At 58.1% G+C, this 12,383-nt stretch carries 8 protein-coding genes; 1 reads left to right on the top strand and 7 read right to left on the bottom strand.

Annotation, left to right across the window (positions count from 1 at the left end; all coding sequences use genetic code 11):
• The first annotated feature begins 200 nt into the window (after positions 1-200).
• Entirely contained in the window at positions 201-1,709 is a 1,509-nt protein-coding gene (locus ONB24_06370) for a Gfo/Idh/MocA family oxidoreductase (protein ID MDZ7315730.1), read from the top strand.
• A gap of 426 nt (positions 1,710-2,135) precedes the next feature.
• Here ONB24_06370 and ONB24_06375 read toward each other — a convergent pair whose 3' ends face one another.
• The 7 genes from ONB24_06375 to ONB24_06405 all read right to left on the bottom strand — a co-directional run bounded on the left by ONB24_06375 (position 2,136) and on the right by ONB24_06405 (position 12,350).
• Positions 2,136-4,004: a T9SS type A sorting domain-containing protein gene (locus ONB24_06375; protein ID MDZ7315731.1), complete on the bottom strand. Its 1,869-nt coding sequence runs from the start codon at positions 4,002-4,004 to the stop codon at positions 2,136-2,138.
• Between the two features lie 397 nt (positions 4,005-4,401).
• Positions 4,402-5,076: an ABC transporter ATP-binding protein gene (locus ONB24_06380; protein MDZ7315732.1), complete on the bottom strand. Its 675-nt coding sequence runs from the start codon at positions 5,074-5,076 to the stop codon at positions 4,402-4,404.
• Between the two features lie 47 nt (positions 5,077-5,123).
• Positions 5,124-6,359 carry a PQQ-like beta-propeller repeat protein gene (locus ONB24_06385; protein MDZ7315733.1) on the bottom strand — a complete coding sequence of 412 codons (1,236 nt, stop codon included), beginning with the start codon at positions 6,357-6,359 and terminating at the stop codon, positions 5,124-5,126.
• Positions 6,360-6,398: 39 nt separating this feature from the next.
• Positions 6,399-7,688 (bottom strand): glycosyltransferase family 4 protein, encoded by a 1,290-nt coding sequence (locus ONB24_06390; protein MDZ7315734.1) that lies wholly within the window; start codon positions 7,686-7,688, stop codon positions 6,399-6,401.
• Positions 7,685-8,917 (bottom strand): PQQ-binding-like beta-propeller repeat protein, encoded by a 1,233-nt coding sequence (locus tag ONB24_06395; GenBank protein MDZ7315735.1) that lies wholly within the window; start codon positions 8,915-8,917, stop codon positions 7,685-7,687. Before ONB24_06395 ends, ONB24_06390 begins: the two co-directional genes overlap by 4 nt.
• Positions 8,914-10,515 (bottom strand): 2Fe-2S iron-sulfur cluster-binding protein, encoded by a 1,602-nt coding sequence (locus ONB24_06400; protein MDZ7315736.1) that lies wholly within the window; start codon positions 10,513-10,515, stop codon positions 8,914-8,916. The genes ONB24_06395 and ONB24_06400 overlap by 4 nt, the downstream gene beginning before the upstream one ends.
• Positions 10,512-12,350 carry a 4Fe-4S dicluster domain-containing protein gene (locus ONB24_06405; protein ID MDZ7315737.1) on the bottom strand — a complete coding sequence of 613 codons (1,839 nt, stop codon included), beginning with the start codon at positions 12,348-12,350 and terminating at the stop codon, positions 10,512-10,514. Before ONB24_06405 ends, ONB24_06400 begins: the two co-directional genes overlap by 4 nt.
• Between the last annotated feature and the right edge of the window lie 33 nt (positions 12,351-12,383).

Genomic DNA, 12,383 nt, shown 5'->3' on the forward strand with positions numbered 1-12,383 from the left:
TCAAAGATATTAAAATTTTATTGAATTCAAAACTCAAATCGTACATTGTTTAAAGTTGATATCGTTTCGCCTCTGCGTCAATCATTTTGCAATAAAAAATTACGAAGAGTTACTTGAGTTTATTGTTAAGAAAAACTAACATATTTTTGCAATGCATTTCCACAATATTGCCATCCGTCAACCATTTTAAGGAGAAGCGCATGTCGGAAAAAGCTATGAATCGTCGAGAGTTCATCGGTACGACGGCGGCCGTCGCGGCGGCGGTCATTGTACCGCGTCATGTCCTGGGCGGCCCAGGGTTTGTTCCGCCGAGCGACAAGATCCAAGTCGGCCTTGTCGGCTGCGGCACCCAGGCGCTGCGCATGATTTGGGACTATTTGCGCAACGACAACATTCAATTGACCGCCGTCTGCGACTGCAACCGCAACAGCCAGGATTATCCCGAATGGGGACGATTCGATCTGCGCAACACTATCCGCCGCGAGCTCGACGAACCCCGCTTCGGCGAAGGCGACATCGGCTGCCGCTGCGGCCGCGAAATCGGCAAGTACGTCGTCGACACCTATTACCGCAAGAAACGCGGCCTGGCCGCCTGGCAGGGATGCTCTTCCTGGGAGGACTTTCGCGACATGCTGGCCGACGAAAAGCATCTGGATGCGGTGTGGATCATGACGCCCGATCATACCCACGGCGTCATCGCCTATAAAGCCATGCAGGCCGGCAAGCACGTCATCCTGCACAAGCCTCTTTCGAATGTAATCGCCGAGACGCGTCTGATGACGCAACTGGCGGAAGAAAAAGGCTTGGCAACGCAGATGTACTGCGCCGCCGACAACCAGATGCGGCCGCTGATCAAAGAGTGGATTCAGGCGGGCGCCATCGGGGCGGTCCGCGAGGTGCACAATTGGTCGCGTCGGCCGGTCTGGCCGCAGGGCATGGACGCGCCGAAAGAAAAAGTCAAGCCGCCCAAGGGCTTCAACTGGGATCTCTGGCTGGGTCCGGCCGAAGAACGCCCCTACCATCCCACCTACACCCACACTTACTTCCGCGGCTGGTACGATTTCGGCTCCGGCCCGTTGGGCGACATGGGACATTACAGCGGCTATCAGATTTGGGACATCCTCGATCTGCATTTGCCGCTCAGCGTGGAAGCTTCGGCCAGCGAGTTCTGCCGCATCAATGAGACCGGCCAGGCGGAAAAAGTGGTGAACAGGGTTTCCTTTCCGCAGGCTTCGATCGTACACTGGGAGTTTCCGGCCCGCGGCGATCAGCCGCCGGTTGACTTTTACTGGTACGACGGAGGCATTCGTCCGCATTTATGGAAGGAAATGGAGATCGACGGCCGTGAAATGCCCGACGAGGGGTTGCTGTTCGTCGGCGATAAAGGCAAGCTGCTGTGCGAATTTTCCGGCGAGTCGCCGCGACTCATTCCTAATAAGGCAATGAGTGAGTTCGTGCGGCCGCCGAAAACCCTGCCGCGGCCGATCGATGAGCTGGAGCAGTTTGTCCGCGCCTGCCGCGGCGAAAAACCTTCCGATGCCCGCTTCCAGGTCGTGCAGCCGATCACCGAGACCCTGCTGCTCGGCACCATCGCCCTGCGCGTGCGCGGCAAGCTCTATTGGGATGCAGAGGCCATGCGCTTCACCAACAGCGACGAGGCGAACCAATACGTCACCCGAAAAAACCGCAAGGGCTGGGAACTGGCTTAGCGGCTCGTGATATATGTAGAGCGAGATTTATCTCGCGCCCGCAGCGCAATCTATCGTAGCGCGAGATTTATCTCGTGCCCGAAGCGCAATTGTACATAGCGCGAGATTTATCTCGTGCCCGCAGCACGTGCATGATCCCATGCCAGTAGCGCAATTGTACGTAGCGCTATATTTATCTCGTGCCTGTAGCGCTAGATTTATCTCGTGCTTATTCAAAACCACGCCACAAAATTCATCGAGCTGTTCTCCGGCACTACATAATACTCATTTTAGTTTCCCAGTGCCGGTCGCAAAAAGCCGCGGGGCGGGATTAAAACCCCGCCCCGCAAAACAATTTGAAAAATCATGCGGCAAAACCGCGGCGCAATTAAATTCAGCGCTTTTTTTGACCTTCGACTTTGGACTTTCGACCTTGGACCTTTGTCTCTATTTTAACAATACCACCTTGACCGCCTTCTGCTCCTCGCCCGTCCGCAGCCGCAGCCAATAGACTCCTGCCGGCCATTCGGGCTGAATCGTCCATTCGCGGCGGCCTGCTTCGCAAAAGCCTTCATACAACACGGCAACGCGCCGGCCGAGAACATCGAAAACTTCAAGCGTTACTTTTCCGGCTGCGGGAATCTCAACTGCCAGGCGAGTCTGGGGATTGAACGGATTCGGCGCTGCCGAAAGATTCAGCTCAAAAGCCGCCGAAGCGTGACTGACACGTGTCTCGTCGACGCGGCCGGTGAGCAGCATCGCCGTAACCGACAACGGCGGCAGTTCAAGCGCAAAAGCGGCGTTTTTTACCTCGGCGGAAAACGATTTGAGCGCATTTTTGCTGTGCGATTTAAAGGTTTCGTTTTTCGGCAAGGAATACAAGGCCAAGGCGGGATAGGTGCCGTCGGCAACGCTAAAGTGCCGCAGCCGTACCGTCGCGGATCGACTTTCCTGCAAGGAGCGATTGACCAGAACGACCGTCAGCGAATCGCCGGATTCATTGACCGAGCTGTAGGCAGAAACCAGCGGCTCGCCGTCGGAAATCGACTCGACGCGGATTTCCTGGGCATAGCGGCTGAACAGGTGCACGACTTCGTACATGCCGACCTTCCAGTCCCACGGCGTAAAGATTTCCACGCCGTAATCGGCAAAAGTGCCCAATGTCGAGGCGTACCAGACGGCGATGACGTTGGGGTCGTCGCTGCGCACGCCCATTTCACTGACGCTCAGGCCGACGCCGTGGTCCTCGCCCATGTACTTGACCAGCCAGTCGCGGCAGCGCTGAAAGATGTACTCTTTGGTGATATTATTATCCCAAGCCGTCGGGCCGCTTCGCTTGACGCCGTTAGCGCCGGGATAGTTATACGTTTTATCGAACCAGACGCGATGTAGCTGCAGAATGTCTGCAGGGTTGGTTTCACCCGGGTAAAAGTGCAGATCGAGCAGATCCAACAGCCGCATGCCGCTCGCAGTCTGTTCCTCAGCGACGCGCTTGATGAAATACTCCAGCCAAACGTAGCTTTTTCCGCCGGCTGTGATCTTTTCATTGTTCCAGTTGAACCACTGCCACTCGTTGGTCGAGACCGGCCCGAGCAGTTTGATCTCCGGAAAAGCGGCCCGCGCCGCCTTGGCGACGGCAAAATAGCGCTGCAGATATTCCTCCACGCCGAAATTCTTGGGAATGACGTCGTCGTGCGTACCGTTCCACACCTCGGGCTCGTTGTCCATGTTCCAGTAGACGAACTGGTCCGGATTCAGTCCCAAATCCTCGAACCAATGGCGCAGAATGCCGACGGTCGAATCAGCAGGCCACTCCATAAGGTACTTTGTCGGGTCGCCGTTGCCGATATTCGGGCCGCCGCCTCCTGCCCAGTTGTTGTTCACGCCTTCCCACCATTGCGAGCGGTTGTATTCCCAATCATTAAAGTTGTAATCGCGACTTGCCGCCGCCCAGCCGATCAGCTGCAGCGCCCACAGCGCCTTAGCATAGGGCAGGTTCTGCTGCAGACTCTTGGCCGCATAATCCCAATCGTGCGGATAGACGTTGTTGTACCAATCGGGATGGCTGGTCAGTTTGCGGCGCCAATTGTATTTTGTCGAGTTGTTGCCGCCGTTGTCGCGAAAGATGCGGATGCCCGTATCGCGCAGAAACTGCCATTGCGCGGCACTCAAAGGTCTGGCGGGATCATCCGAAAGCGTGTTGTTTTTGCCGTAGATATAGGGCGAAATCGGCCGATGACCGGCTGCGGCATTCACCGTGATTTCGGCTGCTCCGGAGGCAGAGGCCAGAAAAATTAAAAGGGCTTCGATTCGCATGCGAGCTCCTATCGGATGGCTTAAAAAGTATGATAATGTTAGCAATTCTCATTGAAAAGGCAAAGTGTTTTTCAGGGAGAAAACAGATTGACAGCAGTCACCATGAGAGAAGATTTTTCAATGTAAAAATCAGGTTTAAATTGCAAATGTATCGTTTTAGCTATAGAAAACGGCATTCGATCCAAAGGAAAGTTGAAGTCTAATGCTCAATTTTTAAAAGAAAACGAGCCGATTGGCTGCGGGCTGCCCGCGAAAACCTTCGTACAAGCCGTAAAGCGTTTCTGCTCGATTCCGCAGGAGGCGATTGCCGACTGTGCAAACGATGTCGTTCAATAGACTGCCCGTAGAACGGCTTTGCAGCAGGACATCGAGTCAGGTAGTGATTTTGCGGTAAAAATCAAGCGGCAAGCAGGCGGCCGCCGCTCAGGCGAAAACGACGCCGCATTCGCTCGGCCAATTCGAGCGAGTGGGTGACGACGATCAACGCAACTCCTTGATCGTGATTTAGTTCGAGAATCAGGTCCGCCAGCGAAGCGGCCGAAACGGCGTCGAGGGAGCCGGTGGGTTCATCGGCGAGCAAAACTCGGGGGCGATTGATCAGCGCGCGCACCACTGCCGCCCGCTGCAGCTCGCCGCCGGAAAGCTGGGCAGGGAAATGATTCTGCCGTTCAGCCAAACCGACGCGCTCCAAAAGCGTTCGGGCGCGGGATTCGACTTCCGAGTCCGCACCGAATGCCAGCACCGGAAGCAGCACGTTCTCAAGGACCGTCAACTGCGGCAGCAGGTGGTGGAGCTGAAAGACAAAGCCGATCTCGCGGTTGCGGACGCGCGCCAGCTCGTCTTCGGAAAGAGCGGCTAAATTGCGGCCGTTTAATTCGATTCGGCCGGAGTCGGGACGATCGAGGCCGCCGATGAGGTTCAGCAGCGTGCTCTTGCCCGAGCCGGAAGGGCCGACGACGGCGACCGAGTCGCCGGCCTCCACCTCCCAGTCAAGATTCTGCAAAACTTGAATCGCCCCGCCGGCCGAGGGATAGGATTTACTGACGCCGACAAGCTGTAGAATTTTCTGCATGGCTACGCTCTTTTCCGCCTTAAAAAGTTTATGCCTCAAAAGCGCCGTTACTCTTCTACGCGATAGAGAAAACTCCGGCTGCGCAGGATGAGCGAACGCCCTTTGACCGCCGGCGAAGCCCAAAAGCCGTCGCCGAGCTGATTGACGGCCAGCTTTTTAAACGTCCGTTCGGCGCTCACGACCGTGGTTTTGCCTTTTTTGTCGAAAAAGTAAACTCGACCCGCTGCCGCAATCGGCGAGGCGCCGAACTGTCCGCCTAATTGCTGCCGCCAGAGCACATTGCCGGTTTTGGCTTCCAGACAGCTTGCCGTACCCTTGTCGTCGGCCATGAAAATCATGTGGTTGAGAAAAATCGGCGAAGATTCAATCGGCACATGCTCTTCCGCTTTCCACACCACTTTGGCCGTCAGATCGCCGATGCCGTGCGGATCCACGGCCCACAGATCGGCCGACACCTCCTCCCAGCCGCAGTTAATAAAAACCAAACCGTCGCCAAAGATCGGCCGCGAAATCGTCGAGTCGCCGCCGTACACCACCCGCCAAATTTCCTTGCCGGTATAAGGATCGAACGCCTGGCACACTTTGGAGCCGTTGCTGATCAGCTGCGGTTTGCCGTTTACGGTAATGACGATGGGCGTAATATAGGCCTTGTAATAGAGCGGATTGCCCGTATAATATTCTTTCGGCCGATCGGTCTTCCACACTGTTTTGCCGGTCAGCTTGTCGACGGCGGCAATGACCTGCACATCGGAACCTTCCAAATGAAGGATGAGCAGGTTCTCGAACAAAAGAGGCGAAGAGGCAGGCCCTTGGATGTGATCGCAGGTCACTTCGTTCCACTTCCACAGAATTTTACCGCTTTTGGTGTCGATACAGGCAGTGCCGAAGGTGCCGAAATGCACATAGACGCGGCCTTCCTCAATGACCGGTGAAGGCGTGGCGTAGCTGTTGAGCGGATGCTTGCCCTGCGGTTTGTCACAGGTAAAAACTTGGATTTGCCGTAAGATCCTGCCGCTGTTGAAATCGACGCAGAGGCCAAAGAACTGCTTGCCGTCTTCGGTTGCCGTGGTTAACCATATTTGATCGCCCCAAATCACCGGCGTTGACCAGCCATGGTAAGGGATAGCGGTCTTCCATTTGACGTTCTGAGTTTCGCTCCAGGTCAGCGGCAGGGCCGCGTCCACGACGCCGTCGCAGGTCGGGCCGCGCCAATCCGGCCAGTTTTCGATCGCCCATCCAGACGCATACAATAAAATCAGCAGACCGTAGCCCCGTTTCATCATCTACCTCCTTTTGAATGATACTCAGCCGGACCTCATCACTTACGGCCGCAACCGTTGATAGACCTTTAGAATGCTCTCCGCCATTCTGTGCATCGAAAACTGTTCCATGGCCGCCTTTCGGCCCTGCTCGGCCATGGCGCGCAGCTGCGTCGGGTCATCCAGCAGCGACGCCCAGGCAGCGGCCAAATGCTCGCCGTCGTTCGGTTCGTAAATGAGTCCGCCGCCGGTCCTTTCAATGAATTCTGGATAACCGCCGACATTCGGCTGCACAATCGGCACGCCTGCCGCCAAGGCTTCGATCTGATAAGCGCCGAAGGCTTCGCCGTTGAGAACCGGAACGGAGAGCAGCGTCAAGGTTTTGAGAAAGCGGATGCGATTTTGCCGATCAAACCGTTCGACGATTTCGACATCCTGCCGCCAACCCGCCTTCTCGGTGCGTTGCAGCATCTGTTTGACGAACGGCCGGTCATCACCGGTATAGCCGCCGGTAAGTTTGAGTCGTACCGATTTGAAGCGACTCTCCTGCTTGAGGCGCAAAAAGGCATCGACCACAACTCCGAGGCCGAAATATTCGTTCATGCGGCAGAGATAGCCGATGACCGGCGGATCGAGCGGCAGCGGCGAGGGCTCGTACTCCGACGCATCGATGCCGCCGTCGACGGCAAACGTCTTTTCCTTCGGCAGCTTTAAGAGCGGCTCGACCCGCTCGAGATAGTGTCGTCCGGTGGAAATAAAGGCATCGACGTCGACGGCGCGCTCGGCCATCAGCTGCCAGACTTTGTCGCGATATTCGGGCCGCATGGGGTCGATCCACTCATGTTCGTCCTGCAGCGAGCAGACCACCGCGGCGCCCACGTCGCGTTTGAGCCTACGCGCCAGTCCCAGCAGCAGGGCATTGGACAAATGCACAATGTCCGGCTGCACATGTTCTTTTAGGTACCGCACGAGGTGGTCGAGTTCCGACGCCTGTCTTCCCTCTTCGCCGCGCAGCATGGAAATCGTCATTTCTTCCAGACCGGCTGCGCGTGTGGCGCCGGCGCGTTTGGCGATCAGCTGCAGCAGCGCCGGCGAATCGAGCGCCCGTTCCACCCACAACGGTGCGCGGCGATAAATCGGCAGCTTTTCTTTCAGGTAGGTATTTACCGCGCCGAAAAAGACCGGCGTGTCGCCCATTAGGCCGTGGACGTCGACGTTGAGCGGCAAATACATCGGCACCATAATGACCTGCAGACCGAGCGAACGCAGCGCCGTAATCAGCTGATTGTCGCGCAGACAGTTCTGACAATAAAAAGTGCCTCCCGAGCCGGGGACGATGTGGACGATTTTCATCGCGTTTCTCCAAAGGCATAGAGTTTACCGTCGACTGCACCTATGAGAATCATGCCGCCGCAGACAGCCGGCGAGCCGATCAGCTCTGCGCCGACTTCGTAGCTCCAAAGCAGCGAGCCGGATTTCAGACTCAACAGGTACAGCCTGCCGTCTTTGGAAGCAGCGACCACTTTGTCGCCGCAGATGACCGGAGAGCCGTCGATGTCGCCGCGGGCGGTAAACGTCCACACGGCGCGGCCGGTCCGGCGATCAACAGCGTGCAGGCGCCGGTCGCGGCCGCCGATGACCACCAGTTCCTCGTTCACGGCGGGCGAGGAAAAAAAGGCGCCGGCCTTGCCTTCGGCGTCGTAATACCAGATTTCCTTTTTTTGCGTCAAATCGAAGGCAATCAGGCTGCCGTTGAATACGCCGATATAAGCAACGTGGTCCAAGACAGCCGGAGAACCGGCGACGAAAGCGCCGACTTTAACGCTTTCCGCACGGCTGCCGTCGACTGCATTGAGCAGATGGAGCTGCGAGTCGCAGCCGCCGAAAACGACCAACTCCTCGTCGATCGCGGGAGCGCCGTTGATGTAATTGGCGGTCTCGTAGCTCCAGATCAAGCGGCCGTCGCGGCTGAAGCAGCGCATTAGGCCGTCGTAGCAGCCGACGACTATCCCCTCTCCTGCCGCGTTTGCCGACCCATAGATCTCACCATCGACCTGTCTTTCCCAGAGCACCTCGCCGCTGCGTGCGTTCAACGCATAGAATTTTCCTCCCAAGGTTCCCAGATAGAGGGTGGAATCGACCAACAGCGCCGGCGCTTCGATATCGTCGCCGAGTCCGACCGCCCATCGCCGTGCGCCGTCCGCCGGATCGACGCAGTAGAGCGTGTCGTTCAGCGAGCCGACGTAAACGCAGCCGAGTCCCACAATAGGCGATGCCTTGATGTCGTCGCCGGCCGAAAACGTCCACAACAGCTTCAGCTTTGCCGACAATTCGCCCTCGGCCGTTCCCTGCAGGGCAGGATTGCCGCGAAAAATCGGCCAGGAAAGAGAAGCGTAATCCGTTTGGCTTGAACGTTCCGAATCCTGTCGTGCGCAAGCAAGGAGCAGGCAAACGACGAAAAGGACCGCGCCGATCTTTATCCGGCTGATAAATAGGCCGGTAACTTGCCGATCACCCAGGCGGCGTTTATGCAGGAATGCATCGGCGGCAGCGCGCAGATTTAAAGGGTTCGGCTTGTTCACGGTTCAGCCTCTTCGTGATTTTTAAGCGATATGGCGCCGGTTGGACAGGCTTCGGCGCATTGCCGAGCTGTCTTTTCCAACCCGCGCTCGAGCGATTCGTGAAACGGCACGGCAAGGCGCACCTGAAAGCCGCGTCCGACAAACGCCAATCCCAGCCGTTCCTGCGCCGCTTCGGCAATCTGAATGCAGATGCCGCATTTGATGCATTTGCCTGGTTCAAAAACCACCAGATCGTGGCGGTCTTCCACTTCCACCCGTAATCGCTGACCCAACCGATAGCGCTTTGGGTCGGCGCCGTACTCGTGGGCATAAAGGCGCAGGCGACAGGAATTCGGCTTGCGGCAGTCGCAGTGCAGGCAGCGCTGCGCTTCGGCTACGGCTTCCTCCTCCGTAAAGCCGCCGGCCGGATCTTGGGGAGAGATTCGGTCAACCGGCGAAGCAGCTTTAGCCATGCGTTCGACCTCTTCGGGCCGCAGGCGTCCGACGATCGAATTGAATCGGCTCGGCCTGCCGCTAATCGGCAGTCCTTTGAGATACTGATCGATCGAGTGAGCGAGGGTCTTTCCGTGGGCGACGGCGCGTACGGCCATGCGGCTTTCGGCAATCAAATTGCCGCCGGCAAAAACGCCTGCAAGCATAGTCTGCAGCGTCGTGCGGTCGACCTGAACGCCTTTGTCGCCGACTTGCAGCACGCCGCGGTAAAGCTCTGCGCCGGCGCCGGTTGTCAGAGCGACGGCGTCGTATTGATCGCGCAGCTGCCCGAGGCTGACGTCTTTGCCCAGCTCGACGCCAAAGTGTGTGCGGATGCCTAGTGCGAGGATGGTTGCGATTTCAGCATCCAGCACCTCGCGCGGCAGACGCTCGACAGGCACCGCCGAACGGAGGTTGCCGCCGGCTGCCGATTCCTTTTCATAAAGATCCACTGCATGTCCGAAGCGGCGCAAATAATAAGCGGCGGCGAGTCCGGCCGGACCGGCGCCCACGACGGCGACCCGCTTGCCGGTATCCGGCAGACACTCGGGCTGAAACGGCGTATCTGCGGCCAAATCGAGGTCGGCAACGATCTGTTTGAGCAGGCAGATCGAGACGGCGCCGTCTTTGAGTCGGCGCGTGCAGGCGTTTTCGCAGGGCGCCGGACAGATGCGGCCCAGCACGGCCGGTAAGGCAATCTCCGCCTTGACCGTCGCGATTGCCGCCCGCCAATCGCGGTTCTGAATCTGACGAGTCATTAGCGGGATGTTCATTTGCGCCGGACAGGAGCGCTGACACGGAGCAGTGCAGTCGCCGACGTGTTCGCTGAGCAGCAGCTCGAGCGCCGAGCGCCGAAAGTCCCGCACCCGCTCGTTTTCAGTTTCAATGACCATGCCGTTCTCGGCCGGCGCCGAGCAGGACGGCATGAGTCTTCCCGAGGTTTTTTCTTCAACCATGCAGACCATGCAGGAGGTGTTGGGCGGAAAGCCTTCCAAGCGGCAGAGCGCGGGAATGAAAAAGCCCGCCGCCTCTGCGGCTGAAAAGAGGGTCGTGCCGCGCGGTACGTTCACCTCTCGGCCGTTGATGGTCAATCGCACGGCGGCTCCCTCCTCGACCTTGCGCTTCATGCCGACCCTCCTTGTCTGGAAACAACCTTGACCGCCTCGATCGGGCAGACCTGCCTGCAGGCATCGCACTGGGTGCATTTATCCTGCAGAATTTCGTGCCGCTGATAAGGCGTAATCGGGATCGCCTGCACCGGACACTTTTGCGCGCAAAGCGTGCAGCCGATACAGGCGTCGGTGATTTCATAACGGATCAGCGGCCGACATTTGCCGGCGGGACAAACGCCGTGCAGATGAGCTTCATATTCATCATAAAAATAGCGCAGCGTCGTTAATACCGGATTGGGTGCGGTTCTCCCCAAGCCGCACAGGCTGCCTTCGCGGGTTTTTTCGGCGAGCTCGCGCAGTTTTTCCAAATCTTCTTTCTGCCCCCTGCCCTCGCACAGTTTTTCGAGAATCTCGAGCATATGCTGCGTGCCGATGCGGCAAAAAGTGCACTTGCCGCACGAATGGTCGCGGGTAAAGGTGAGAAAATAGCGGGCGATGTCGACCATACAATCGCCGTCATCCATGACCAGCAGGCCGCCCGAGCCCATCATGGCGCCGACGCGGGTGAGCGCTTCGTAATCGACCGGCGTTTCGGCAAGCTCCGCCGGCACGCAGCCGCCGGAGGGTCCGCCGACCTGCACCGCCTTGAAGCGCCTGCCGCCCGCTACGCCGCCGCCGATCTCTTCGACGATTTGACGCAGCGTCATTCCCATCGGCACTTCGATCAGACCGCCGCGCTTGACTTTACCGGCCAAGGCGAAAACTTTGGTTCCCTTGCTCTTTTCGGTCCCCAGCGCGGCAAATTTTTCCGCGCCGTGACGCAGAATCCACGGCACGGTTGCAAAGGTCTCGCAATTGTTGACCAGCGTCGGTTGACCCCACAACCCTTTCTGCGCCGGATAAGGCGGCCGATAGCGCGGCATGCCGCGGCGGCCTTCCAAAGAAGCAATCAGCGCCGTCTCTTCGCCGCAGACGAAGGCGCCTGCACCCTCTTTCACGCGCAAGCGCAGAGAAAAACCGCTTCCGAAAATATCATCGCCTAAAATCCCTTCTTCTTCGCAGCGACGCAGAGCGGCGTTGACTCGTTCCACGGCCAGCGGGTATTCGGCGCGGATGTAGAATATTCCCTCATGCGCACCGACGGCAAAGGCGGCGATGACCATGCCTTCGATGACGCGATAGGGATAGGATTCAAGAATCATGCGGTCCATAAAGGCGCCGGGATCGCCTTCGTCGCCGTTGCAGATGACGAATTTTTTATCGCTTTGCTGAGCCGCCACGAGGCGCCATTTCTCGCCGGTGGGGAATCCTGCGCCGCCGCGGCCGCGCAGACCGGAGGCCGCCACTTCGGCGATGATCTCTTGCGGCTGTTTATGCAGGAGGCATTCTCGCGCGGCAGCAAAACCGCCAGTGGTACAATAGTCCTCCAAATCCAACGGATCGAGCGAACCGGCGCGGTCGGTGACAATGTGAACCTGGCGGTCGAGAAAGGCGGTAACCTGCGGATCGCGCACGTGCAGCGGATGGCGGGTAAAGCCGCCGTCGGATGACGGAGCAAACCATTCCTCGATCCATTGCAGCGCGCGGCCTTTCAAGCGGGCGAACGGCGAAGCGGGCGGGAAATGCCGTAAAACGATTCCCTCGACTTGTTCGGGCGTGACGCGGTCATAGACCACCGGTGTCTGATTCGGCTTGACAACCTCGACCAGCGGCACGCGATGGCACATGCCGACGCAGCCGACGCGTTTGATGCGCGCCGGGGCTTCCAAAGACTGAACGACCTGCAGCAGCTGTTCATGGACCTGCGCGCTGCCGCTCGATTGACAACAGGAACCCAAGCCGACGCGGATTTCGCCCGCCGCCTGAGCGGTAAAAGTCTGATC

The organism is candidate division KSB1 bacterium (genome assembly GCA_034505495.1).
In the GTDB taxonomy this organism is placed as follows: Bacteria; Zhuqueibacterota; Zhuqueibacteria; order Residuimicrobiales; family Krinioviventaceae; genus Fontimicrobium_A.